Source organism: Kribbella sp. NPDC051620, from assembly GCF_044453825.1.
Taxonomy (GTDB): Bacteria; Actinomycetota; Actinomycetes; order Propionibacteriales; family Kribbellaceae; genus Kribbella.
Genome location: NZ_JBITDB010000004.1, coordinates 749,677 through 776,058, shown reverse-complemented (window position 1 = coordinate 776,058; position 26,382 = coordinate 749,677). Strand labels below are relative to the sequence as shown.

Here is a 26,382-nt window from a genome sequence, read left to right as displayed (position 1 = left end):
TCCCAATCCGCTACGGCGTGCTGTGGATAACCAGTTGGAAACGAAAATCGGTCGTTGAGGATTCAGTCGTTTGATCAAGGATCAATGATCGCCGTACGCACGGTGACTATTGCATCACCGTCGAACAGTGCCCCGGCTGTCAGCGTTTGCGGCGGGCGGCGCCGAAGAGGCCTCGGACGATCTCGCGGCCGGCGGTACGGGCGAACTGTTTGAAGGCCGAGGAGCCGACCACCTGCTCGACCATGGACTTCTCGTGCTTCTGGGCGCGCGGAGCGGGAGCCGCCTTCGGCTCGGGGGCCTTCTTGGCCTCTTCCTCGGCTTGCTGCGCGCCGGCCTGGACTCGGGCGGCGAGCTTCTCGTAGGCCGATTCGCGGTCGATGACCTCGGTGTACTTCGCGTTGCCCGCCGACGCCTGTACCGCCGCCGTCAACTGCTCTGCGGAAGCCGGCGCCATCAGCGACTGCGGCGCCCGCAACCGGGTCCAGGCGACCGGCGTCGGCGCGCCCTTCTCGTTCATCACCGTCACGATCGCCTCGCCGATGCCGAGCTGGGTCAGCACCTCGCCCAGGTCGTACGACGAGTTCGGGAAGGTCGACACCGTCGCCTTCAGCGCCTTCGCGTCGTTCGGGGTGTGCGCCCGCAACTGGTGCTGGACCCGCGACCCGAGCTGCGCCAGTACGTCGTCCGGCACGTCCTTCGGCGTCTGGGTGACGAAGAAGACGCCGACCCCCTTCGACCGGATCAGCCGCACGGTCTGCGCGATCGAGCTCAGGAACGCCTTCGACGCGTCCGCGAACAGCAGGTGCGCCTCGTCGAAGAAGAACACCAGCTTCGGCTTGTCCACGTCGCCCACCTCGGGCAGGTCGTGGAACAGGTCGGCCAGCAGCCACATCAGGAAGGTCGAGAACAGCGCCGGCCGGTCCTGCAGGTTCGGCAGCTCGAGCAGCGACACGACCCCCTTGCCGTCGCGCTGCTGCATCAGGTCGGCGGTGTCGAACTCGGGCTCGCCAAAGAACGCGTCCGCACCCTGATCGGCGAATCCGATCAGCGACCGCAGGATCACCCCGGCCGTCGCCGCGGACAACCCACCGAGATCCTTCAGGTCGCCCTTGCCCTCGTCGCTGGTCAGGTGCGTGATCACCGACCGCAGGTCCTTCAGGTCCAGCAACGTCAGGCCCTGCGAGTCGGCGTAGTGGAAGATCAGCCCGAGCGAGGACTCCTGTACTTCGTTCAGCCCGAGCACCTTCGACAGCAGCACCGGCCCGAACGACGTGATCGTCGCGCGGATCGGGATCCCGGTGCCCTGCCCGCCGAGCGCGTAGAACTCGGTCGGGAAACCGGTCGCGGTCCACTCCTGGCCGATCGTCTTGGTCCGGTCGAGCAGCTTGTCGCTGGACTGACCCGGCTGCGAGATGCCGGACAGATCGCCCTTGATGTCGGCCGCGAAGACCGCGACCCCGGCAGCTGACAGTTGTTCGGCCATCAGCTGCAGGGTCTTGGTCTTGCCCGTACCAGTGGCGCCGGCGACCAGGCCGTGCCGATTGACCATCGAGAGCGGGATCCGGACCGCCGCCTCCGGGTTCGGCGTACCGTCCACGAGCAGCGCGCCCAGCTCGATCGCCGGCCCCCCGAACGCGTACCCCTGCTTGACGGTCTCCACCACGTCGGCTGTCTCGGCCATCTCAGCGTGCCTCTCGAACGAACGAAGGGTCTTATCCCCGTGCGTTCGAGATGCTAGTGGTGTTCTCAGCGGATGACGACGACCCGGACGGGAGTCGCGGCGAAGGACCAGATCGTGGCCGACATCGAGGCGGAGACCCGGATGCAGCCGTGCGAGGCCTTGGAGTTGGTGCCGAGCAGCCAGTCGGCGTGGATCTGGGCGCCGCTGCTCTTGTACGTCGGGATCTGGTGGAAGCCGATCCCGCACGGCGCGAACCGGACGAAGTTGTTCAGGTAGAGCCGGCCGCCGTCGGTGTTCTTCCTGATCCGGGCCGCCCGGCCGCACTTGGCGCCGCTCGTGTACGTCCCCGGCTTCAGGTACGTCGGGTTGTCGATGATGCCGCCCTGGCGCACCACCTTGCCCCTGGCATCGACCAGCCAGACCCAGTTCTGGCCCTGGCTGATCACGATCCGGCGGCCGGTTCCGGTACGCCGGGGGACCGCGCGCACGTCGCAGCGCTTGGCCGTGGCGGCCAGCAACCGCGCGTACGTCGTACTGTTCAGCGCGCCGGTCTGGCTCAGCGCGTTGGCGGACTGGAATCGCACCGTGGCCGCACTCGTCATCGCCCCGGCCTTGCCGTCGACGGGTCCCGGTGTGCAGCCGAGCTTGGTCAGACGGGTCTGGGCCGCCTTGGTCTGGGTCACGGTGAGCGCGTCGGCCGGGATCGTCGTACCGGCGACGACGACCGCGAGGGCGGCCATCCCGACGCCTATTCGGGTCAAAGTCCTCATTTTTCTCCCCCAACTAGTCCTTAACCCCATGAGACGCCCGGGACCGCCTCCAGGTTGAGTGCTCGGCGCGTCTTTTTCCGGTGACATTCCTGACCTCTCATCGACCCTCGTCCCCGGCTAGACTCCGGTGGGTGATCTTCAAGCGCGTCGGCGAGGAACGGCCTTACCCGGACCACGGGTACAAGCCGAAGGACTGGTCCGTGCTGCCACCGAGGCAGGTGCGGCTGGACCAGCTCGTGACGACCAAAGGCACCTTGGACCTGAACGCGCTGCTCGACGAGGACTCGACCTTCTACGGTGACCTGTTCGCCCACGTGGTCGAGTTCAAGGGCGAGATGTACCTCGAGGACGGTCTGCACCGCGCCCTGCGCGCGGCGCTGCAGCAGCGTCTGGTCCTGCACGCCCGGGTCCTGGTCGTGGACTGAGTCGATGAGTCGGGGGACTGTCAGATGAGCGCCTTCCACCCACAACCGCGCCCGCACTCGATCCACTGGCGGACGCCCATCACCATGGTGGTGCTGCTCGGCGTCCTGGTCGGCGGCGCGTGGTGGGGCTGGAACTCGCTGACCGAGACGAGCGCCGAGCCGAACTGCGTCGACACCTTGATGGCGAACGACCGGCTCACGCCCAAGCAGGTCTCGGTGAACGTCTACAACGGCGGCGCCAAGGCCGGTACTGCGGCAGCCGTCGCGGGCATCCTGCGCAAGCGCGGCTTCCACGTCGCCAAGGTCGCGAACGAGCCGAACGGCGACAAGATCACCGGCGTCGCACTGCGCGGCACTGAGGCCAACGGTCCCGAGATGCAGCTCGTCGCCGGCCAGGTGAAGGGCAAGCTCAAGGCCACCGCCGACAAGCGCCCCGACCACACCGTCGACCTCGTCCTCGGCCAGGGCTACCCCGGCCTGCGCGACCAGGGCATCCCCTCGATCGCCCTCCCCAAGAACACCACCCTCTGCCTCCCCAGCATCCGCCCCAGCCAGCCAGTCCCCTCCGGCCAAAACCCCAACTGACCCGAGCCAGTCGGTCCCTCAGGGCAAACTCCCAGCTGACCCGAAGCCCGGGTGGTGCCGCGCCCCACGCATTTCACCCGCACTGCCCAGCGCGACAGCGCTGGGCAGTGCGGGTTTCAGAGCTGTTCGCGGCCGCGTTCGCCGAACCAGCCGGCTAGACGACCGGCCCGGCTGACCGCGCGGAGCCGGCGGATCGTGGGGTCCCGCAAGGCCGACGGGGCTACGACGAGTACTGCGTCGCCTGCGCGTAGTACCGTCCGGCGCTCGGGGACGAAGGCCTTGTGCTCGCGGATCACCAGCGACACCGAGACCCCGGGCGGCAACCGGAGCTCGCCGATCTCGACGCCGGCCAGCCGCGACTCGCTCGGGATCAGCACCTGCAGCATGTCCGCGCCGAGCGATTCCAGCGGCGCCACGTCGATGTCGACCTCATGCGCCGCGTTGTCGTCGAGCACCTTCAACCGCTTCGCCAGCCACGGCAGCGACGGCCCCTGCAGCAACGTGAAGAGCAGGACGAGTACGAACACCACGTCGAACACCCGATCCGCCTGCGGCACCTTCTCCGCGAGCGGGATGGTCGCCAGCACGATCGGTACCGCCCCACGCAACCCCGCCCACGCGACGAATGTCTGCTCCCGCCACGGGATCTTGAACCACGACACCGACAGCGTCACCGCAGCGAACCGCCCGACCACGGTGACCGCGATCCCGATCACCAGCGCGAGCAGTACGTCGTTCAGCTGGATCCGCCCCGGCGACGCGAGCAGGCCGAGCATCACGAACAACCCGATCTGCGCCAACCAGGCGAATCCATCGACGAACGACCGAGTCGCGATCCGGTGCGGCAACTCCGCCCGCCCGAGGATCAGGCTGGTCACGTAGACGGCAGCGAACCCGGACACGTGCAGGAGCACCGTCCCCCCGGCGTACGAGACGAAGCAGAGCGAGACGATCGCGAGCGGGTACAAACCGGCCGAGCCGAGCGCGACCCGGCGGATCAGGCCGACGGCCGTCCAGCCGATGACGAAGCCGAACAGGGCGCCGACCAGGAGCTCATAGACGACCAGCCCGGCGAAGTACGGCAGGCCGTGCTCCTTGAGGCCGTCGGTGCTCACCAGAGTCACCAGGAGGACCGTAGGAGCGTCGTTGAGCCCTGACTCCGCCTCCAGCATCCCCCGCAGCCGCGGACGGACGTTGACGCGGCGCAGTACCGAGAAGACGGCAGCGGCGTCCGTGGGGGAGGTGACGGCTCCCAGGAGCACTGAGATCTGCCAGTCGAGGCCCAGTACGAAGTGGGCGACACAGGCGACCACGCCCACGCTGATGGCGACGCCGAGGGTCGCCAGTACGACGCCCATCGGCATCACCGGACGTACTTCGTTCCAGCGGGTGGTCAGACCGCCCTCGATCAGGATGATCACCAGCGCGGCGAACCCGAGCGCATGCGCGAGCTGAGCGTCCTCGAACTGGATCCCCGCGCCCGACTCCCCCAGCACCAACCCCATCGCCAGATAAATCAGCAGCGACGGCAGCCCCAGCCGCCCGGACAACCGGACGGCGATGATCGCCACCAGCAGCACAGCAGCGCCGGCCAGCAGAATCCGGTCGAGATCGGTGACGTCCACAGCGGCCCTCTACTTCTCCGGGTCGGGGACTGCAGCTTAGTGGAGCCATGCCTCCGGCAACCAATCAAAAGCAAAACCCCACGCGACCTCCGCCCACCCTTCACAAGAACCGCTCCTCCGTCGCGCGAACCCGCTCCTCCGTCGCGGTGGTCCTGCAGCCGCCGTTCGTCCTCTGCCGAGACATTCGCACCGCACCCTTCGCGCCACCTCTCGGCAGGTGGCTACCCGGAAGGTGGTGTGCATCCCCGGGTGAGGTTCGACGGCAGTTGATCGGCAGAGGAAACAAAAACGAGGACCCTGACGCATCACACAGCATCAGGGTCCTCGGCGTAACTACCACCCGGGGGTGGTTGGCGGTGGCGGAGGGATTTGAACCCTCGGAAGGGGGGTACCCTTCACGCGCTTTCGAGGCGCGCTCCTTCGGCCGCTCGGACACGCCACCGCCGAAGAGGCTATCAAGACCTATGGCCTGTGAAGAAATCGCGTAGCCGCGCGCCCGCTTCGTCGGCCATCACGCCGCCGATTACTTCGGGGCGGTGGTTCAGTCTGCGGTCCCGGACGACGTCCCAGAGGGAGCCCACGGCGCCCGCCTTTTCGTCGTATGCCGCGAACACCAGCCGCTCCAGCCGCGACAGCACGATCGCCCCGGCGCACATCGTGCAGGGCTCCAGGGTGACGACGAGTGTGCAGCCGGTGAGCCGCCACTCGCCGACGTGCTGAGCCGCCTCGCGGATCGCGAGCACCTCGGCATGTGCAGTGGGGTCGCCGGTCAGCTCGCGCTCGTTGTGGCCGCGGCCGATCACCTGGGCGTCGGCGTCCACGACGATGGCGCCGATCGGTACGTCGGCACTGCCGTGCGCCTTCTCGGCCTCCTCCAGCGCCAGCCCCATCAGCCGGGCGTAGGCGCGGTGCGCGGGGTTAACCAATGGCTTCGATCGCCTCGTGGAACCGGTCGCCGAAGCCGAGCACCTCGGCGATCTCCTCGAGCATCTCCTCCGGATAGAGGTCGACGTCGTCGATCAGCGCACCCAGATCCATCGCGGTCATCCCGAGGTCGGAGACGATGCCGAGATCGCCGGCCGGGACCTGCTCGTCGTCGTCATCGGCCAGCGGGATGTCCAGTTCGTCGACGACCTGCTTGGCCAGCGGCCACTCGGTGGCGGCGGTGACGTCGGAGATCAGCAGCCGGGCCCGGCCGCCGACCACCCGGAGCAGGATGAAGAAGTCCTCGTCGACGGAGATCATCCCGAGCACGCCCTGATCGCCGGGATAGCGGCGCAGCGCGGAGACGAGCGCGGACAGGTCCGGTTCACCCCGCAGCGCCAGTGGGGCTACCAGCCACTCGCCGTCCTCGGTGTAGGCAGCGACCGCGAAGTCGAGGTCGGTGGTGGTCTCGGTGGTGGTCATCGGCCCAGCCGTGGGATCAGACACCTTTGCATGGTCGCAGACTCGCACCGTACTTTGCGGCTTTTTTCTGTTTTTTCTGCTGTTGTTCGCACCGTCAGTGGTGATATGTGGCCCGGCGCATGGCGGCCCGGATCTGCTTGACCCGGGCGCGGCGCGGGGCCACCCGGGCACGGAGGGCGCGGGCTTCGTCCAGTTCGCGGAGGAAGGCGGCGCGGCGGCGGAGGCGGTCGAGCTGTTCGGGTGACTTGCCGGTGGTCTCGGGCACGGCGGCACCATCCCTGGCCGAATCGGAGCAGGCGCCCCGGGGCGGGGGCCAACTGACCTAAAACGACTGCCTTCCAATCCTAAAAGGGCACAGAGTTTCCAGTGGCGAATCGCCGACGGTAGCGTTCGCCGCATGCAGATCCTCGTCGTGGACCATCCGCTGGTCGCTCACAAGCTCACCACCCTGCGGGACGAGCGGACGGATTCGCCGACCTTCCGCCGGCTGACCGAGGAGCTCGTCACGCTGCTCGCGTACGAAGCGACCCGGGATGTCCGGACCGGGCCGATCAGCGTCACCACTCCGGTCGCCGAGGCGGAGGGCATCAAGCTGACCTCGCCGAAGCCGCTGGTGGTGCCCATCCTGCGCGCCGGGCTCGGCATGCTGGAGGGGATGACCCGGCTGCTTCCGACGGCCGAGGTCGGCTTCCTCGGGATGATCCGCAACGAGGAGACCCTCGCGGCTTCGACGTACGCCGAACGGCTGCCGGAAGACCTGCACGGGCGCCAGTGCTACGTGCTCGACCCGATGCTGGCCACCGGCGGCACCCTGGCCGCGGCGATCCAGTTCCTGGTGGACCGCGGCGCCGACCACATCACCGCGATCTGCATCCTGGCCGCTCCCGAGGGCGTCGAGCGGATCGAGCGCGAACTCGCCGACCTCGACATCCCCTGCACGCTCGTCATCGCCGGCATGGACTCCCACCTGAACGACAAGGGCTACATCGTCCCCGGCTTGGGCGACGCGGGCGACCGCTTGTACGGCGTCGCGCAGTAAGAAAAGAAAAGAAGTTGGGGGAGAGGCTACAAGCCCAGCAAGCTGGCCAGGGCTTGGTAGCCGGCGTCCGACGGGTGCAGGTCGCCGTCGCGGCAGAGCAGGGTCAGGGTGCAGAGCGCCGCGCCGGTGTCGCCTTCGGGGTTGAAGATCGGCATCGGGTCCGCGAACCGGGCTCGGTGTTCGGCCGCGGCGCCGGCCATCGCCACGTTCAGCTGCCGGATGATCGGATGAGTGAGCGGAAACGCGCCGACGTTGCCGTCGAAAGCGCCGAGTACCACCACCCGGGCGTCCGGCGCGGCCTGGTGCAGCTGCCGGAGTATGCCCGACAGGTTCGCCGCGATCCGCGCGATCGCCGCCGGCGCGCCATCGAGAATGCACTGCACGCTCCCGTTGCAGGAGGCAATGAACTCGTTGGCGTCGTTCCCCCACAGCGACAGCGTGACCAGATCGACCTTGCCCCGATGATCGCGGAGGAAGCGCAGCGCGGCCGCCTGCTGTGTCCCGCTGAACGCATCATGCAGCGGGAGGCCTGCCCCCGCCCACGGGCACTGTCCGGCAGCGAAGGTGGTCGTCGATTCGCCCGGGCAGCCGTAGTTCACCAGGGTCGGCCGCCGCTGCCCGTGCTGGAGCGTGGCGGCCAGCAGATCGGCGTACCCGGTGTTGAATGCCTCAGCCGGCTGCCCCACCTTGAACCGCTGGAAGCCGAAGGCCAGCGAGTCGCCCAGCGAAAGATAGAAGCGCTCACCGCCATGTCGCTCACTCTCCGCAGCCGATGCCGGACTGCTGGTGAGCAGCAGGACTACTGCCGTGACAAGGGCGACCAGAGCCGCCGACCTCCGTGCTGCGGACATGAGCAACCTCCCCCAAGCACTGTCTCAGGAGTTCGCCGTGTAGTCGATCGGGAGATCGGCTGCCTCCAGGCAGACCAGCTGGGCCGGTGTCGGGGCGGTCAGGGTGGCCAGGCGATAGGCCTGGCGTTCGGTCATCTGCTGGAAGATCTGCCGCGCCGACCGCCCGTTGCCGAAGCCTTCGCCTCGCGGCAGTACCTGGAACATCTCCGACAGCGCCCGCCGGGCATCTCCGGACAGCTCGTACTGGTGCTCCCGCGCGTGGTACTCGAAGATGTCCACCAGCTCCGCCGGCGTGTAGTCGTCGAACAGCAGCGTTCGGGTGAACCGCGACGACAGCCCCGGGTTCGACCCGATGAAGCGGCCCATGTCGTTGACGTAGCCGGCCACGATCACCACCAAGTCCTCGCGATGGTCCTCCATCATCTTCACCAGCGTCGCGATCGCCTCGGCCCCGAAGTCGTTGCCGATCCCGATCGGCGCCAGCGAATACGCCTCGTCGATGAACAGCACCCCGCCGAGCGCCTGGTTGACCGCAGCCTGCGTCTTCGGACCGGTATGACCGACGTACTCACCGACCAGCGCGGTCCGGTCCACCTCGACCAGATGCCCCTTGCGCAGCAGCCCGAGCGCCTTCAGCACCCGCCCGTAGAGCCGCGCGACCGTCGTCTTGCCCGTTCCCGGGTTCCCGGCGAACACCAGGTGCCGGCTCAGCGGCGGCGCCGGCAGCCCAGCCTCCTGCCGCATCCGGACCGCCTGCATGAGGTTCACCATCGACTGGACGTCACGCTTGACCCGACCCAGCCCGATCTGCTGCTCGAGCTCGGCCAGTACGTCCTCGAGCTTCTCGTCCTCGGGCGGCATGCTCTCGTCGAGCGTCCCCACCGGCCCGACCGGCACCGGCGGAGTACTACCTGTACCAGCCGACGCCGCCGCAGGAGCCGGAGTCATCGGTACGCCGTCCACCGTGCAGTCCTCGAACACCGGCTTCGCGCCGTCGTCCTGGCCGACCGCTCCGTCGCAATCACGGATCCGGACGTGCCGTAGTACCGGCGTGGATGCGTTGCTCAGATGCAGAGCCGGGTACTTCGCCCCGACAATGTCGCAGTCGGTGTACGACCCGGCAGCCTTCTCGGCGATGTAGATCCCGTTCTTGGCCACCCCGACGACCCGCAACCCGGTCACCGTCGGCGTCACGCCCGACCAGACGACCAGCCCCGACCCATCACACTTCTCGATCGTGCTGCCGGTGATCTCCGCACTAGCGCCGGTCCCGATCACGATCCCGGCCGCCTTCGTCCGGCTCACCCGTACTGCGCTGAGCTCGACATACCCAGATCCCGACAACTCGATCCCGGTCCCGGTCGTCCCGGCCACCGAACACGTCTCCAGGCTGGTCGCGGCCGTCGACTCCAGATGCACACCGATCGTGCCACCGGTGATCCGGCAGTCCTCGGCCTTCACCGTTGCCTCGTCCACGACCGACAACGCGGTCAGCCCGATGTCCGTGATCCCACACGCGTCCAGCTCGACCTTCGACGTACCGGTCGCGTGGACGCCATGCTCCGCGCCCCCGCGGATCAAACTGTCGACGAGCTTCACCGAAGCCGCGCCGGTCAGATGAAAGGCGCTGTACTTCGACCTGTCGACCCGGCAGTCCGTCATCGTCGCCTGGGCCCCATCCGAGATCAGCAGCCCGTTGGCCCCCGAATCGGACACGGCACAACCCCTGGCCGTCACGGACGCCTGATCCTGGATCACGAACCCACTGGCCTGCGTGTCCCGCAACCGGCAGTCCACCAGCTCGACGCGTGAAGACCCGGCCGCATGGATCGCGGCCGACCCGGCCTTGTCGATCGACAGCTCCGTCAGCTGTGCCGTCGAGGCGTCCTCGAGCAGCAGGCCGGCCATGCCGGTCTGGCGGAGTACCGAGTCGGTGAGCTTCACCCGGCTGTCGCCGCGCAACCGGAAGCCGTAGCCGACCGTGTCACTCATCCGGAGCCGGTTGGCCTCCAGGTAGGCGCCGCCCGACAAGACGATGCCGATCCCGTCGATCTTCTCGATCGTGGAGTCCTCGACCTGCGCGCGGACCCGGCCGGACAGATGCATCGCGGCCAGCCGGCCACTGCCGAGCTTGGAGCGGCGGACCAGCACCGAGGTCACGCCGTACCCGCTGAGGTCCGAGCCCTGACCGGCTTCGTTGCCTCTGGCATGGATCCGGCTACCGGTGACGACGCAGTCCTCGATCAGCAGGCCGGCTCCACCGGCGACCCCGATCGTCGGCGTCTCGCTGTCGTCGGCGGCCCGGACGTACAGGCCTCGCAGCACGCACTCGAGCCCCTCGACGACGATCGCCGGTACGCCGCTGCCGGCGACGCCGACCACATCGACACTGCCCTGGCCCTGCTCGGCGACGATCACCACCGAGCGGTCCAGGACCACCTGCTCGGTGTAGCTGCCCGGCGAGACCACGACGGCGTCACCGGGGCTGGCGGCCTTGACCGCGTCGGAGATCCGGCGGAACGTACCGCGGCCGCCCTTCGGGGCGACATACCTCGTCGTCACTGGCTCTCCATCGGTTCGTTCCCGGTCACGGCGTTCCGGTCTGGCTGACGGGCGGCGGCGGCGCCTGCACACCCGGGGGCAGGATCACCCCACCGCTGGTCACCTGCGGCTGTGGCACGTTAACACTGGGCGGCAAGATCAGCGGCTGAGGTTGCGGGTTCGGCCGGGACCATTCCGGATTCATCGACGCCCGCAGCGCCGGGGCGAGCAGCGACGCCATCCCCTTCTCGAAGAACTTCAGCCCGAAGCCGGTCGCCAGGTCGGCGACGCCGCCCTTCTGGAAGAACCGCCCGGCGCTGAACCCCATCCCGATCGTGCGCAGCATGCCGATGCTGTTGGCGATCGCGTAGCCGGTCGCGACCGACATCCCGCCCTCGGCCATCGCCTGCCAGCCGGTCAGGTGAATCGTCTTGCCGTCCGGACCCTTGACCCCGAAGATCGCCGCGTTCATCGTGCCGTTCACGAACGCGGTCAGCGGCAGCATCATCATGCCGAAGCCGTAGTCAAAGGTGCCGCCGCGCCACTTGGCCGCGGTCGTGTTGCCGGCCCACTCGACGCCCCAGGTGGCGCTGTTGTTGTTCGGCCGGTTGGTGGCCAGCTTGCCGCTGTCCAGGTTGCCCATCGTCTGCTTGAGGTTCCGCAGGCCACCACCGAGCCGGGTCTCGGTCAGCGCCGTGCCGGCGACCGTCTTCAGGGTCGTGCCGACCGCCGCGTTCATCAGGGCCTTGAGCGCGTCCTGGCCGGTGAACGGCTTGTTCTGCGCCTCGGCGATGATCGCCAGGATGATCACGCTGGCGGCGTAGTCGAGGACGAACTCCATGCTCGCCGTGAGCAGCATCTTCTGGGTCAGCAGCCGGCCGTACGAGACGTAGTTCGACTCCATCCGCAGCGGGTTGCCGCCGGCCTGCAGCGCCTTCGGGTCGAACGTCCAGTCCGACTGCAGGTGCCACGGCTGCCGCTGGGCGTCGCCGATCCGCGCGTTCCAGCCGCGGAACTCGGTCATCGCGCCGCGGAAGTCGAACTCGTTGCCGGTCAGGATCAGCCGGTTGTCGCGCAGTTCGAAGACCAGCCCGGTGTCGGACCGCTCGCCGACCACCCGGCCGTTGGTGTCCCAGAGCTTCCACTGGCCGTGCAGCTTGTCGGTCTCCAGGTAGTTCGTCCCCGACAGCGCCCGTTCCCGGACGATCTTGTCGATGTCGAACTCCTTCCACTGCGCCAGATCGTTCTTGCCGTTGGCGTCCACGTGGTACTCGCGGACCCGGACCGGCCGGCCGTCACCGATGTGCTGCGGAGTCTCGAACCGCACCTCGTGCGGGTGCGCGGCGCCGTTGGGCGTGACGTCGCGGAAGTGCGTCGACCGCGCGTTCCACTGGCCGGACCAGTTCCCGGTGCCGTTGCTCCAGCGCCGGTCGAAGGTCATCGCCGGGTCGACGCGCTGGCCGAGCTTGTCGAACTCGGCGCTGTGCCAGTTGTTGTTGCCCGACTTCCACGACTCGACGTACCGGCCCTCGTCCAGCATGTGCCGGTCACGAACAAGGTTGCCGCGGGCATCGAAGTCGCGGAACGAATTGTCCCAGCTGATGGACTGATCGCGCGAGCCCTTGAAGTGGAAGCGTTCGCCACCGACCCCGGTGGCCGTGCCGTTCACGTCCAGCTCGCGCCAGGTCCAGCGCGACCCGTCGGCCGGACCGGTCGCCTCGATGTAGCGGATCGGCGGGTTGTGCCCGTACGGCGGAATCTGGTGCGACGAGCCGACCAGGTTGCCGTGCGCGTCGCGCTGCACCCAGATGTGGGCGTTGCCGGCCTCGGGGAACTCACGGACCTCGCCACCGGGATGGCTTTGCCGGACCAGGATCCAGTCCGGCCCCTGACCTGCCTGGTGCGGGCCCATCGACGGCTTGAAGTCCTGCCAACTGTTGTCGGTGGCGTCGAAGATCCGCCAGCCCTTGGTGCCTTCGTTCTCCCAGGCCGTGACCGCCCCACCGTTGGGGTTCGGGTGCGCGTCGGTCAACCCCTCGACCTGGTCGCCCACCTTCAGCTTCGTACCGTCGTGCAGCTTGCCCTCGAACCGGACGAACCGGCCGTCCAGCCCGACGTCGACGAAGGACTCGTCGCCGGCGACGTACCGGACGCCGTGGCCCGGGTTGTTCGCGCCGGTCGTCTCCCAGCGGTAGATCTGGTACCGCGCGTCGTTCGCGACATGCGACACGTTGCCTTCGGGCACCGGGTTGCGCTGGATGTAGTCGCGGAACCAGACCGGCGGCCGCTGCTCCCCGACCCGATGCGCGCTCAGAATGTTGTCGTTGGGCAGCTTCGTCCCGCTGCCGACCGGCTTGCCGACCTTGCCCTGGATCTCCCAGCTACCCGGCCGCTCCAGCCCGTTAGCGCCGGTCTCGAGCTTGAATTCCTTGTACTGGTTGGCGTGGTCGGCGCTGTTCCAGGTTCCCCACTTCTGCTGAGCGATGTCGTCGGTGGTCTGCCCAGGGAGCCTGACCCGGTCGATGAACCCGTCCCCGAGCGACTCCCAGGTGCGCTGCCCCGACCCGATCAGCCCGCCGTCGGCGTCGAAGCGGTGCCAGGTCCAGTTCCCGTCGGCGCCGCGGGTGGCGATCACATGACCCGTGATCTCCTTCTCCGCCTTGCCCATCGGCCCCATCTGGTCGGCGATCGGGTTGGCGTACTTCTGCAGGCCCTGCTGGTAGTGGTGTACCGACCGGCCGTTGTGGTCGACGTCGAGCCACGAGTTGCCGCTGGTGTCGAACTGCCTTTTGCCCCAGTTGCTGACCCCGCCGGCGTTGTCGTACGTCGCCCAGGTGGTCCGCCGGTTGAAGGTACCGAAGCCGAGCGTGTCGGTCTTGCGGAAGCTGTCCATGATCTCGCCGCCCGGCAACCACCGGCGCTCGAAGACCTGGACCTCCTTGGCCGACGAGCTGATCAGCTTGATCTGACCGTTGCCGACCCCGGTCACCTCGACCTTGCCGTGCTGGAAGACGCCGTCCGCCCTGGTCCCGCCGGTCCGGGTCCAGGTGCTGTTCGCCCGATCGACGACGTACCGGAACGGGGTGGCCTCGCCGTTGTTGAGCACCGGGAAGCCTTGTTCGGTGAGGTTTCCGGCCCGGTTGTAGACATGGTACTCGCCGTTGCGCGGACTCCCGTTGAGCTGGATCTCGACCCGGACGTTGCCCTGGGCATCGACCGTCGCGTGGTACCGGTTCGGCATCGGCGTACCGGTGTTGTCGACGAAGGTGACGACGCCGTTGCGGTCCCCGGTGACCCGGCCGCCGAGTTGGCTCGCGCCCAACCCGTCGAGGTCGGTCACCTGCCGCAGCGGCACACCCTGAAGGTTGAAAACGTCCTCGCCGCCGACCCGGCTGACGGTGATCTCGCCACGGGCGGCGTCGAAGTTGACCTGGCGACCGGCGATCGGCGCGTACTGCGCGTCGACCCGCTGCGCTCCGGCCGTACCGATCTCGAGGAACCCGTCCTCGCCGTGCAGCGTGACGGCGACCCCGTGCGCTTGGTGCGCGCCATCGGCGTCGTACACGTGGTAGTTGCCGCCGTCGATCGCGCGATAGCCGCCGTTGCCGGTGAGCTCGACCGTGCCCGGGCCGGGCGCGTCGGCGCCGGTCCGGATGCTCACGTTTCCGTGCACGTCGTGGACGACGATCAGCTGCTGGCCAGGCTGAACACCCGGCTGGTGCAGCGGGATCCGCCGGTCGATCGCGAGCCCCGCGTCGTCGAAGGTCCGCGCGATGCCGTTGGCCGGATCGGTGAGCCGGAAACCGCCACCCTGCAAGACATCCACCTGATGCGGCAACCGGGCACCGAGGTCGTCGATGAAGGACAGCGTGCCGTCTGTACCGCGGTACAGGAAGACTTGTCCCGGGAAGTCGGCGTGTGCCACCCGTACGCCGGTGCCCTCGAGCAGTCCGCCGTTGCCGAAGTACCGGATGTCCCCGAGATTGTTGTCGACGACCATCAGTTGGCCGTTGCCCAGCCGGGTGACCTGCGTGTGCGGGACCGTGGCGCCGTTGACGTCGACGACGCGGAGGCCGCCGGTCCCGTTCGGCTCGGTGAACAGCGCGCCGTGCAGGCCCTGCGGATCGGTGAGCCGCAGGCCGTCCGCGACGAGTACCCCGTCCACGCCGTACCGCGCGCTGTTCCCCTGCGCTCCGTTGACCCGGAAACCGCCATCAGGCAACAGATCGACCGTCGTACCCGGGACAGGTGCGCCCTGCAGATCGACCAACCGTGCGCCGGTGACTCCGTCGACCTCGACGAACCGATCGCCCCGGAGACCCTGCGCGTTGAGGACGGAGACCCCGTCGCCGAGGTGCGTGCCGTCGCCGGCGTACCGCTGCATGCCGCCGTCGGCGTCGTAGATCCGGAAGCCGCCGTCATCGAGCCCGCGAACGGCGAAGTTCTCCGCGCCGTCGCCGAGTACATGCAGCCCGTCGGCATCACGCGCGACGAACCGGTCGGTGGTCCCGTTCAGGCTGAAGTGCACCTCGGTGAGCGTGCCGCCGCTGTCGTAGTGGATCGTCCGGTTGCCCTCGACCACGTGGTAGCCGGTCGTGTTCGCCTCGGGCTTCGACCAGTAGCCACCGGCGCCGACGCCGCGCGGGCGCTCGTTGACCGACGCGATCCGCAGGTCGTCGAGCCCTTGCAGCAGCCCGTCGGCCGACAGCCCGGGGTGCTGGGCTTCGAACGTCTGCTTGGCCAGTACGAACCTCTCCTGCGCGGCATGCAGGTCGAACTGCGCCCGATCGCCGATCGACAGCCCGTTGGACGTGCTCGCCGAGTTGAGGCCGTTCTCGTCGCCGTACCTCGCCGCGGCAGCGAAGTCGTCGTACGACTTCTGTACCGCCTGGAAGTCATCCATCCGGGTCAGCACCAGCGCGTCGGAATCGCCGAGCTGGCGGAACAGGTTCGCCCGGGCAGCCAGGTCGCTGCTCCACGTCTGGCTCACCTGCGTCGCCGCCTGCCGCCATGAGAGCGGGTCGATCTTGCCGGCGAAGACGTCGCTGTTGTGCAGCACGCCGGCCTTCAGATCGGTGGCGAAGCGCAAGTACTCCGAACCACTCCAAGAGTTGTTGAAGAACCGGACCCCGTTGAACCTGCCCTCCACCGTGACCGTGTCCCGGCCGGTGTTGTGGGTGATCGTGATGGTCAGGTCGTCGGTCATGCCCGGCTTGGTCACCTTGATCGTGTTGATCAGGCCGTCGTGGCTGATCGTCGAGGTCGCCGACACGTCCGTCATGCCCTGGAACTTGCGCAGCCCGTCAACCGAGAACGCGCGGGCGAAGTCGTCGAATGCCTGCTGCGACGGGAAGCCCGGCCACTCTTGGTGGATCAGGTCGTCGTACACGCCCTGCGGCAACTGCTCGGCCCGGACCGGAATGATCGTCAGCCCGTCCTCGACCCGGTTCGGGCCGGTACGGACCAGGTTCGTCGGGGCCAGCGTGACCTCGAACTGGGTCGGGTTCACCGGCGGCGCGTCGGCCGCGCCGGGCTGGAAATGCGGCGGGTATGCCGAGGCCAGCTTGGCGTGCTCACCCGGTACGTCGATCTCGAACACGACCCGGTTGGCCTTGGTGCCGTTCTGCGCCCAGGTGTGCTGGAACTCCATCCCGTTCGACGTCGACGACGGCAGCCGCTCGACGAAGTTGTTCGCCTGCGCCGCCACTGGATCGAGCGATATGCCGCGGTACAGGGTGACCCGGGCGTTCGGTCCGTGGAAGGCCAGCTCGGTGGTGGTACGGACGAAGTCGTCGACCTTCTCGACCAGGGTGTCCGCGTTCGTCTGGGCGAGATCGACATAGCCGCCGTACCCGCGATGCGAGGTGAAGGCGCTGTCGCGCACGTCCTCCATCAGCTTCAGCACGTTGGCATCGGTGGCCGCGGCCGCCAGGTGCGTCCGGGACAGGTCGACCGAGCCGGTCCACCGCGCGGCCGCATTCGGATCGGTCAGGTGTGCCGGTACCACCGGTGCGGGCGCGTTCGCCGTGAGTCCCTGATCCAGCTGCCGGAACGCTCCGGTCGACCGGTCGAAGCTCAGCGCGCCCTGCGGCGAGGCGATCGTGATCGTGTCGCCGTTCGCCTTGACCGGCCAGTTCCCGCCGAGCCCGTCGTCGAACGTCCCGGCATAGATGTTGCCGGTGAAGCCGTCCTCGCCCATCGTCAGCATCCGGCCGCCGAGGGCGCCGTGGGTCAGCTGGACCGACTCGCCGGTCAGCGTCAGCGAACCGTTGCGCATGACCCGGTACTCCCACGTGTGCATCGTGGTGACGCCGTCGGCGCCGTACTTGGTCAGCGTCAGCTCGTTGCCCAGCTGGTTCAGGTGGATCGACTGGTCCAGCCCGCCGACGAGCTGCGCCTGCCCGCCCTGCACCCTGATCTGCACCTGCGACGGCAGGTCGTGCAGCTTGGTCGGCCCACCGGCCATCGGATTCATCCGTACGCCGCTGCCCGACGGCTGGCCGGTGTCCCGTCCGGCCGCCACGACCCGCGGCCGGTCGCCGAGCGAGCCCTTCAGCAGGTCGTCCAACTGCTGCTGCACGGAGTCGAACTGCATCCCGTGCTTGGCCTCGAAGGCGTCCCGCACCGTGTTCAGGTCGTGCTGGGCCGCTCGGTAGTCGGTCCAAGCCTGGTCCTCGAGCGACTTTCCGCCGGACGTCCCCGCAGGGTTCTCGACCAGGTCCTCGTACTTGTTCGCAGCCGCGAGGTAGTCGTCCTGCGCCCGCTGCACCTTGGTGAAGTCGTCCAGCCGGGTCGTCAGCTTCGCGTCGGTGTCGCCTGCCTTGCGCAGTACGTCCATCCGGGCCATCCGGTCGGCGTCCCAGACCGGTGTCTTCTCCGTCGTCGGGGTCGCGGCAGCGTTCTTCCACGACGCCGGCTCCATCCGGCCGGCGAAGAGGTCGCTGTTGTGCAGGACGTTGCCGCGCAGGTCGGTGGCGATGTGCTTGAAGTCGGTCTTGCTCCAGGTCTGGTCGAACGTGGTCATCCCGTCGGCCGTGACCGTCACGCGGACCGAGTCGGCCTCGGCGTTCCGGAGTACGGTGATCTTCAGCTCGCCCTCGAAGCCCGGCTTGGTCCCGGTGATGGTGAGCCGGTCGCCGCTCTTGACCGTCGTGGTGGTGATGTCCTCCAGGCCGGTGAACTTGCGCAGGTTGTCCCGCTCGAAGGACTTCGCGAAGTCGGTGAAGGCATCCGCCGACTTCATCCCGGGCCACTTGGCGTTGATCAGGTCGGAGTACGCCGACGGCGCGATCGCCTCGGCCTTGACCGGGATGATCGTCATCCCGTTCTCGACCCGGTTCGGGCCGGTCCGGACCAGCGTCGTCGGGGCCAGCGTGACCTCCCACTGGCTCTGGTTCCAGGCCCGCGCCTCGTCCAGGCCCGCCTGGTAGCCGGGCGGGTAGGACATCGACAACTTGCCGTGCCCGGCCGGTACGTCGATTTCGAAGACGAACCGGTTGCTCGCGACGCCGTTCTTCGCCCACTCCTCCTGGAACTTGATGTTGTTGGAGGTCGAGCTGGGCAGCCGGTCGACGAACTCGTTCGCCTTCGCGCTGGCCGGGTCCATCGAGACCCCGCGGTACAGGGTGATGTCCCGGTCGCCGCCCTTGAGCAGCAGGTCGCGGGTGACGTCCGCGAAGGTCTGCACCTTGCCGACCAGCGTGCCGTCCTCCAGCGCGAGCGGGTTCACGTACCCCTCGAAGCCGCGCTTGGAGGTGAAGGAGCCGCCCATGACGTCCTTCATCAGGTTCTCGACGGCCTTGTTCTCGGCGGCCGCGGTGAGGTGTGTGCGCGACAGGTCGACCTGGTTGGTCCAGCGGACCGGGTCGCCGTGGATGTTGGCCGGCAGCGCGGGTGCGGGCAGGTGCGACGTACTGGTCGGTGCAGGGCCGTGGAAGGAACCGTCGCGGCCGTAGCGCAGCGGGCCGCCCGGGGTGGCCACGAACAGCTCGTCGCCGACCACCTTCATCGGCCAGACGCCGCCATCGTTGAGGGTGCCGTCCAACTGGCCCATCAGGCCCTTGAGGTTGGCGACCTCACCGGCCAGTGGACCGTCGGCCAGGTGAATGGTCTGGCCGGTCAGGTTCGGCCGGCCGAAGCCCTGCCGGAACGTCCAGGTCGACAGCGTCTCGCCGCCGGCGCCCAGTTGGGTGACGGTGATCTCGCGGCCGTTCACTGACCCGGTGAACTCGCCCGCGCGGGTGCCGGTGAACTGAACCGCGCCGCCCTCCACCTGGTACGAGACGCCGCCGCCCGGTACCTCGAACGACCGGCCGGCACCAGGCAGCCGTGGCCGCTTCACCGCGTCGCCGAGCTCCGCCTTCAGCTGGTCGGGATCCATGTCGTACTTGCGCTTGAAACCGAGCTTCGCCGTGTCCAGGTCGGCCCGGGCACCGTCGAGATCCATCCGGACCTCGTCGCCGACAGAAACCCCGCTGGTCGACGGGCCGTCGGGCCGGGCGCCGTGCAGATCGACGTTGTCGATCGCGTGCTTGAGGTTCGTCTCGGTCTGCTGGAACCGGGAGAAGTCCTCCATCTTGGCGTCGACCATCGCGTCGGTGTCGCCGGGTTTGCGGAAGACGTTCGCCTTCGCGGCCAGGTCGGCGTCCCACTGCGGGCTGAACGAAGTAGGTTTGTTCCACTCGGCCGGCTTCGACATGCCGATGAACACGTCGTTCTCGTGCAGCGTCCCGGCCCGCAGGTCGGTGGCGATGCTGCTGAACTCGGTCTGGCTCCAGTTGCGGTTCAGCGTGGTCTTGCCGTCGGCGGTGACGGTGACGTGGACCGAGTCGGCGTACTCGTTCCGGGTGATCTTGATGGTCATGTCGTGGCCCGGCAGACCCGGCTTGCTGACGGTGATGTCGCGGACCATGCCGTCGGTGCTCAGCTTCGACGTCGCCGTGACGTCGGACATGTTGCCGAACTTCTGCAGGTGGGCCTGGTCGAACGCCCGGCCGAAGTCGTCGAACGCGTCCGCCGAGGAGATCCCCGGCCAGCGCTCGCTGATCAGGCTGTCCAGCTGGCCGGGCGGGATCTGCCTGGCCCGGACCGGGATGACGGTCAGCCCGTCCCTCACGAAGGAGTCACCGGTCCGCTCGAACACGGTCGGCGACAGCGTCACCTCCAGCTGGTCCGGATTGAAGGCGCGAGCATCTTTCAGGCCCTGTTGGTAACCCTCCGGGTAGGACAGCGCCAACTTGCCGTGCGCGGGCGGTACGTCGATCTGGAACACGACCCGCTTGCTGGGATCGGCGCCCTTGGCCCACGTCTTCTGGAACTCCCAGTTGGTCGACGTCGACACCGGCAGCCGCTCGACGAACTTGTTGCCCTGGGCACTGGCCGAGTCCATCGCGATGCCGCGATAGACCGTGGTGGGCGCGATCGGGCCGTCGAACAGCAGCCCTTCGGCCACGTCGTTGAAGGCGTGCACATCCTTCGTCAGCTTGGTGATGCCGGTCTCCAGCACGTACGGATCGACGTACCCACCGAAGCCCTTCTGCGAGGTGAACCTGCCCTCGTAGGCCATCTGCATCATGTCGCCGACGTCGTCCCACTTGTCGGCAGCGCTCAGGTGCGTGCGAGAAATGTCGGCCTGCGCCGTCCACCGCGCGAGGTCGTCGCCCTCGAGGTGGATCGGCGGGATCGGGTCGGCCAGCTTGCCCTTCGCGCCCGGCTCGACCCGGAGGAAGGTCCCGGTACGGTCGTACACCTGCGTACCGGACATGGACGGCACCATGTACTCGCCCTCGCCGGTGCTGTACTTGACCGGAACGTGGTCGCCGAGATGGTCGACCGCCCCGCGGCCGAACGAACCACCACTCCACTCCGCGGTGAGCGCCCGGCCGTCGAAGATCTCGCCACCGCCGTGCAGGACGAGCTGGTCGGTCTTCATCATCGGCCAGCCGAGATCGTTGAGCTCGTACTTCAGCGTCCGCAGGACGTTGCCTTCGGCATCGACCTTGGTGACCGTCAGCGCCTTGCCGTCCAGGACGCCGCGGAAGTCGCCGGCGCTGTCGCCGAGGAAGTTGACCGAGTTGCCCTCGATCTTGAACATGCCGTCGGTACCGGAGATCGGCATCGGCCGGCGCATCCCGGCGCCGGGCAGCCGCGGCCGGTCCTTCAGCGAGTCGAGCAGCAGGTTGTCCAACTGCTGCTGGATCGCGTCGACCTTCATCCCGTGCTTGCCCTCGAAGGCAGCCTTCGCGTTGGCCAGATCGGTCTCGGCCGCCCTCAGCTGGAGGTGCGCCTGGTCGCCGATGTCCGGCCGGGTGGACGCGCCGTCGAGCCGGCCACCGTGCTGGGCGAGGTCGTCGAGGGCCGCCTTGACGTTGCCCTGGGCGTGCTCGACCCGGCTGAAGTCGGCCATCCTGGCGTCGACGACCGCGTCGGTGTCACCGACCTTGCGGAAGACGTTGGTCTTGGCTGCCAGGTCGTCGGCCCACGCCTTGTTGAACGCCTCGATGTCATCCGCCCACGCCTTGTTGAGCGAGGCGATGTCGTTGTCCCAGTTCCGGTTGAGCGAGGCCAGGTCGTCGCCCAGGCTGCCTTGGTCGACCGCCTTGCCCTTGCCCTTGACGTCGATGTGGACCGGCGGCGCGGCCTCCTCCGCCCAGCGCGCCGGCTGCGGCAGATTCATGAAGTGCTCGTTGTTGTGCAGGACACCACCGCGCAGGTCGGTGGCGATGTTGCTGAAGTCGGTCTTGCTCCAGCTCTGGTCGAACTTGTTCGCACCGTCCGAGGCGATGGTGACCCGGACCGAGTCGGCCTTCGGGTCGCGCATCACGGTGATGGTCAGGTCGTCGCCCTCGAAGCCCGGCTTGCTGACCGTCACGGTGTGGGTCAGCCCGTCGGTGCTGGTGACCGCCTTCGAGGTGACGTTCTCCAGGTCCGGGAACTGCTTCAGCGCGGTCAGCTCGAAGGACTTCACGAAGTCGCCGAAGGCGGTCTCCGAGGACAGTCCCGGCCATTTGGCGGTGATCACCGACTCGTACATCGACGGCGGGATCTGCTCGGCCTTGACCGGGATGACCGTCATCCCGTTGTCCAGCGTCCGGTTCGGCCCGGTCCGGACCAGCGTCGTCGGCGACAGCGTCACCTCGAACTGGCTGGCGTTGATCTCCGGCGCGTCCCCCTTCACGGCCTGGTAGCCGTCCGGGTAGGCCATCGACATCTTGCTGTGCCCGGCCGGTACGTCGATCTCGAAGACGACCCGGTTGGTGTTGACGCCGTTCTTGGCCCACTCGTCCTGGAACTTCATCGTGTTCGAGGTGGAGATCGGCAACCGCTCGGTGAACTTGCCGGCCTGCGCGCTGGCCGGGTCCATCGACACTCCGCGGTAGACGGTGAGGTTGTCCTCGGGGCCCTTGAAGGCCAGCTCCTTGACGAAGTTCTCGAACTTGTGCGTGTTGCTGAGCAGGCTGCCGTCGCGTAACGCGGACGGGTTGATGTACCCGTCGAAGCCCTTCTTCGAGGTGAACGAGCCGCCTGCCACACCCTTCATGAACAGGTTGAGTTCATTGTTCCCGGCCGCTGCCGTGAGGTGCGTACGGGAGATGTCGGCCTGCGCGTTCCAGCGGACCAGATCGTCACCGGCCAGGTGGCCCGGCGCGGCCGGCTTCGGCAGGTCGTGCCCTGTCGACGGGCCGACGCCGTGGAAGCTGCCAGCCTTGTCGTACATCAGCGGACCCTGCGGCGACGGCACGATCAGCCCGTCGTCGGTGAACTTGACCGGCAGGTGATTGCCGCGCAGATCCGTCACCAGCGCCTTGTCGAACTGGCCCATCGCGCCCTGCAGGCTGATCGGTTGACCGTCGAACAGGCCGCCGTTCAGCGGGAACGACTCGCCGATCTGGTTCGCCCGGCCGCCGAAGCCGAGCGAGTACGTCCAGGTGTGCGCCGTACCGGCCCCACCTGTCTCGGTGATGGTCAGCGTCCGGCCGTTCAGCGTGCTGCTGAACGCGTCGGCCTTCGGTCCGCTGAAGCTGACCTGACCTCCGTTCAGCTCGAACTTCATCCCGTTGCCGTTCGGCAGGTCGAAGCTGCGACCGCCACCGCCGAGCAACCGCGGCCGGTCCTTGAGCGAGTCGATGGTCAGCTTGTCGAGTTGCTGCTGCAGGTTGTCGACGCTGAGGCCGTGCTTGCCCTCGAAGGTCGCCTTCGCGTTGGCCAGGTCGTTCTCGGCTGCCCGCAGGTCGATGTGGACCTGGTCACCGACCGCCGGTCCGGTAGAAGGCCCGTCCAGCCGCTCGCCGTGCACGGCCACGTTGTCGAGCGCGTTGTCGAAGTGCGACTGAGCCCGCTGTACCTGACCGAAGTCGGCCATCTTGGCGTTGACCATCGCGTCGGTGTCGCCCGGCTGGCGGAACACGCCGGCTTTGGCGGCCAAGTCCTGGTCCCAGGCGGCGCTGAGCGGCTGGTTCTCCAGCTTGCCCTGGGCGTTGTAGTGGAACGTCACGCCCTTCTCGTCGATCAGCTGGATGCCACCGTTGTCGAGCTTGCTGATCTTGACGCCAGGCGTGATCTCGCCGGTCAGCGTCGTGGCCCGGAACTCAGCCCCCTTGGTCACGACGATGTGGTCCGTCGGCCGCAGTACGCCGTCGGTCTTGGTCAGCCGCAGGCCCTGGTCGATCACGATGCCGCCGCTGTCGAACCGGGTGGTCTGGCCTGTCGCCGTGTCGGTGAACCGAAGGTTGCCCCCGGCAAGCACGTCCATCCGGCCGTCGGGCCCGCCGCCGTACAGGTTGTAGCTGCTCATCCCGCCTTCGGTCCGCTCGACCTTGACGTAGGCGCCGGGGCGATCGGTGAGGCCGGGCAGCTGGATCTCGGAGCGGCTGGCGATCGTGTTCGTGCCGTGGCCCGAGTTGCCGATGTCCGCGCCCTTGGCCAGCGAGTACCCGGGGTCGTGCACGCCGGGGCCGTGGACGCCGGGGTTGTGCATGTTGATGGCGGGGTTGTTGATGGCCGGGTTGGTGTGCACAGCGGGGGCGGGCTGGGGATGCAAGGGGACGAGTTGGGTCTCGGGCAGCCCGGCGTGCGCGTTGACGCCATGGCCCGGTACGCCGACGTTGCCGGGGTTGTCGACCTTGATCGTCGCGGGCGCCGGGGGCTTGAAGTCGGCGCCGCCGTTCAGGTGGACGTTGACGTTGACGTCGGTACCGGCCGGTTTGGCGGTGTGGATCGAGGGTGGGGTGACGCCTTGCGTCGTCGCGCCGGGGTTGTGGACCAGGTCGAGGGCCGCGTTGATCCGGTCGACGGCGGGCGGGTTGAGGGCGTGCAGGCCGTTGAAGTTCGCGGGGCTCGGCGCGTTGAGGACCTCGTCGATGCTGAGCTTGAAGTGGTTGGTCTGGAAGCCATGGGCCGCGCCTTCGCCGATCGACGTACCGAAGTGCGGTGAGACGGCCGGGGCGTTGTTGCGGATCGCTGAGCCGGTCAGGTCGCTCAGGCCGGCCGAGTTCGCGTTCGGGGTCGGGACGTGCAGTGAGCCGATGTTGTTGAGACCGGGCGACTGGACGCTGTTCATGTGCAGCGAGTTGCCGAATTCCGGCGTACCGACGTGTGGCGACGGGATGTTGGCGACGACGCCGTTCGCGCCGAGATGCGGGTTCTGCACGTGGACCGCCGGCGGGGTCGCGCCGTTGGCGATGTGGATCGGCAGCACCGGCGTACCGACCGCGGGCTGGGTCAGGTTGGCGACGACGTTGGCGGGCATCTGCGGCGTACCGACGTGGGCCGACGGGATGATCGATCCGCCGGGGACGACCGGGACGTTGGTACCGGCGTTGCTCGGGATGTGCAGGCCACCGGGCGTGGTGACGGTCGGCGTGTGCACGCTGACGCCCAGGTCGCCGCCCCTGACCGGGGCGAAGTTGCCGGTCGGGATGTCGTCGATGGCGATGCTCACGTGGCCCGCGTTGAACCCCGCGCCGGAGACCTCGCCGATGCCCTTGATGTTGAGCGGGATCATCTCGGGCGGGTTCATCATCGTGTGCAGGAAGTTGGTCTTGCCGCCGAGCGCGCCGCCGGTGGTCTCGATCGGGATCCCGGCGATCGACTTGCCGATCGCGCTCGTCATCGGCATCCCGAACACGTTCTTGCCCTGGATGCCGCGGCCGATCACGCCGACCTTCAGGGCCTGGGTGAAGGCGCCGAAATCCGTCATCCCGGCCAGCCGGAAGGCGCGGATCTCGTCCGCGGCCACCGGCAGGAAGATCCGGGTCCACTGCAGGTTGCCGAAGTGCGCCTCGACGAACTTGAAGGTGTTCCCGAGGCCGTTGGCGAAGCCCTTGCCGACGTTCGCCAGCCCGCGGAACAGCGTGCCCGGCAGGTTCGCGAAACCGGTGCCGAGGTTCTTGATCCCGTTCAGCGCGATCTTGCCGAAGTTGTTGCCGAAGTTGGCCGCGTTGAGCGGGAAGTTCCGGATGTTCTTGACGACGAAGAGGCCGGTCTCCTTGATCGCGATGTTGGCCAGCATCGGCATGCTCTTCAGCCCGGCCAGCAGGCCGTTGAACAGGAAGTCCTTGCTGAAGACGTTCTTGAAGGTCTGGACGATGCCCTTGACGCCGGCCCCGATGCCCTTGCCGATCGCCTTCACGATGCTGAAGATCGGCAGCGCCTTGGTGGTCGGCGCGATCAGGCCGAGGCCGGCCAGGAACAGGTCCAGGAAGCTGGCGTCACCCTTGGCGACGTCGACGATGGTCTTGATGAACAGGGCCAGGTTCACGCCCAGCGCGATCAGCGCGATCGGGCCGCCGAAGATCAGCGCCGGGATGATCAGGATGATCGCCAGCCACTTGAAGGCCTCCCAGAACACCTCGCAGTCCGAGATCGGCATCTTGATGTCGGAGACGCCGTTGATCCGGCCGGCGTAGCTCGAGGCCTGCTCGGACTGGTACGTACCGGCGGACTGGGCCGTGGTCTTGTGGGTCTCCCGCTCGGGGTCGTCCTCGGCGAGCCCCCGCCCGGCGTTGAGCGCCGCATCCGCCTTCGCCTGCTGCTCGACGACGACGGCGCTCCACTCGCGCAGCGCGGTGGCGGACGACTCGAACGCGGAGGCGACACTCTCGACGTGCCCGCGCAGCCGGCCGTCGACCTTGCCACGCAGCGCGTCGGCGGTCTGCCCGACGAACACCGAGTCGTCGTTCTTGTTCATCACGGCCTCGATCGCGGTGATGATCTCCCGGGCCTTGCCGCCCATCTTCTGGAACCCGTCGGCCAGCGCCTTGATCTTCTCGGGATCGCCCGGCGTCGGGTCGCCCGACAGACCGATCGCATCCCAGTCGCCTGGCCGCGGCATCCGAACCCTCCCTCACGCCGACAGTGGTCCCTCCGGAAAGTCCACGCCCGGGAGCGCCGCGCGGTTCAGATCCGGGCCGGAAAACTATTTCTGAACCTGATCGGGAGCCGCGACGTGGACTGGGTGG

The 26,382-nt window shown here is 68.1% G+C and carries 12 protein-coding genes and 1 tRNA gene; 3 read left to right on the top strand and 10 right to left on the bottom strand.

The genetic code is table 11. From position 1 onward, the window contains the following. Positions 1-139: 139 nt before the first annotated feature. Entirely contained in the window at positions 140-1,681 is a 1,542-nt protein-coding gene (locus ACIA12_RS22745) for a helicase HerA-like domain-containing protein (RefSeq protein ID WP_396369033.1), read from the bottom strand. A gap of 65 nt (positions 1,682-1,746) precedes the next feature. Then, positions 1,747-2,451, bottom strand: a complete 705-nt coding sequence (locus ACIA12_RS22740) for a peptidoglycan-binding protein (RefSeq protein ID WP_396369032.1) — start codon at positions 2,449-2,451, stop codon at positions 1,747-1,749. A 131-nt stretch (positions 2,452-2,582) separates the two neighbouring features. Between ACIA12_RS22740 and ACIA12_RS22735 the strand changes: the two genes are divergently transcribed. Together ACIA12_RS22735 and ACIA12_RS22730 are read left to right on the top strand one after the other, a co-directional pair. Next, positions 2,583-2,876: a type II toxin-antitoxin system VapB family antitoxin gene (locus tag ACIA12_RS22735; protein WP_020388608.1), complete on the top strand. Its 294-nt coding sequence runs from the start codon at positions 2,583-2,585 to the stop codon at positions 2,874-2,876. A gap of 24 nt (positions 2,877-2,900) precedes the next feature. Further along, on the top strand, positions 2,901-3,461 hold the full coding sequence (locus tag ACIA12_RS22730; RefSeq protein ID WP_396369031.1) for a LytR C-terminal domain-containing protein: 561 nt from the start codon (positions 2,901-2,903) through the stop codon (positions 3,459-3,461). Positions 3,462-3,577: 116 nt separating this feature from the next. Here the strand turns inward: ACIA12_RS22730 and ACIA12_RS22725 are convergent, their stop codons facing one another. From ACIA12_RS22725 to ACIA12_RS22705, 5 genes are all read right to left on the bottom strand, one after another. Further along, on the bottom strand, positions 3,578-5,086 hold the full coding sequence (locus ACIA12_RS22725; RefSeq protein WP_396369030.1) for a potassium/proton antiporter: 1,509 nt from the start codon (positions 5,084-5,086) through the stop codon (positions 3,578-3,580). Positions 5,087-5,437: 351 nt separating this feature from the next. Then, a tRNA-Ser gene (locus tag ACIA12_RS22720) sits at positions 5,438-5,528 on the bottom strand. Between the two features lie 13 nt (positions 5,529-5,541). Next, positions 5,542-5,976, bottom strand: coding sequence for a tRNA adenosine(34) deaminase TadA (gene tadA / locus ACIA12_RS22715; RefSeq protein ID WP_396369029.1), 435 nt, complete (start codon positions 5,974-5,976; stop codon positions 5,542-5,544). 28 nt (positions 5,977-6,004) lie between these two features. After that, positions 6,005-6,517 (bottom strand): tRNA adenosine deaminase-associated protein, encoded by a 513-nt coding sequence (locus ACIA12_RS22710; RefSeq protein ID WP_396369028.1) that lies wholly within the window; start codon positions 6,515-6,517, stop codon positions 6,005-6,007. 70 nt (positions 6,518-6,587) lie between these two features. Continuing rightward, on the bottom strand, positions 6,588-6,758 hold the full coding sequence (locus ACIA12_RS22705; RefSeq protein WP_396369027.1) for a hypothetical protein: 171 nt from the start codon (positions 6,756-6,758) through the stop codon (positions 6,588-6,590). A 132-nt stretch (positions 6,759-6,890) separates the two neighbouring features. Here ACIA12_RS22705 and upp point away from each other — a divergent pair, with 132 nt between their 5' ends. Beyond that, the gene (gene upp, locus ACIA12_RS22700) at positions 6,891-7,532 is read left to right on the top strand and encodes a uracil phosphoribosyltransferase (protein WP_363816110.1); all 642 of its coding nucleotides are present in this window, start codon (positions 6,891-6,893) and stop codon (positions 7,530-7,532) included. A 26-nt stretch (positions 7,533-7,558) separates the two neighbouring features. Here upp and ACIA12_RS22695 read toward each other — a convergent pair whose 3' ends face one another. The 3 genes from ACIA12_RS22695 to ACIA12_RS22685 are packed head-to-tail and all read right to left on the bottom strand — an operon-like array spanning position 7,559 to position 26,255. Continuing rightward, positions 7,559-8,383 carry an SGNH/GDSL hydrolase family protein gene (locus ACIA12_RS22695; RefSeq protein ID WP_396369026.1) on the bottom strand — a complete coding sequence of 275 codons (825 nt, stop codon included), beginning with the start codon at positions 8,381-8,383 and terminating at the stop codon, positions 7,559-7,561. Positions 8,384-8,407: 24 nt separating this feature from the next. Beyond that, on the bottom strand, positions 8,408-10,945 hold the full coding sequence (locus ACIA12_RS22690; protein ID WP_396369025.1) for a right-handed parallel beta-helix repeat-containing protein: 2,538 nt from the start codon (positions 10,943-10,945) through the stop codon (positions 8,408-8,410). Between the two features lie 25 nt (positions 10,946-10,970). Further along, the gene (locus ACIA12_RS22685) at positions 10,971-26,255 is read right to left on the bottom strand and encodes a hypothetical protein (protein WP_396369024.1); all 15,285 of its coding nucleotides are present in this window, start codon (positions 26,253-26,255) and stop codon (positions 10,971-10,973) included. Between the last annotated feature and the right edge of the window lie 127 nt (positions 26,256-26,382).